General features: G+C 59.4%; 1 pseudogene. It reads right to left on the reverse strand.

Features of this window, described 5'->3' with window-relative positions:
- Positions 1 to 293 (reverse strand): annotated as a pseudogene (locus DW640_RS24255) (TonB-dependent receptor); the annotation flags it as partial.

Genomic DNA, 293 nt, shown 5'->3' on the forward strand with positions numbered 1-293 from the left:
CAAGCCGGATACGTTCCGCCAGCAGGTCCTCGCTACCCATCTGGGCGCTGAGCATCACCCCTGTCCGGCTGTAGAAGCGGCTGTAGAAACCTTCCACTCTCAGACGTCCGCGGTCATAGCCCAGAGAGGCGGAAGCGTGATACTCTCTGGTTCCCGTGTTGTTCAGAAGATAGTGCGCCGTGGAACGGTCCCCGGAATTTGACCAGGTTCCCTGCAGACGCCAAGCGAAATCACCGGGAAAAGCACCTTCGAGCTGTCCGGTAGCCACGTAGCGACGCCCGTTACTTCCGTAA

Source organism: Bacteroides sp. AM23-12 (assembly GCF_003434395.1).
Lineage (GTDB): Bacteria > Bacteroidota > Bacteroidia > Bacteroidales > Bacteroidaceae > Bacteroides > Bacteroides thetaiotaomicron.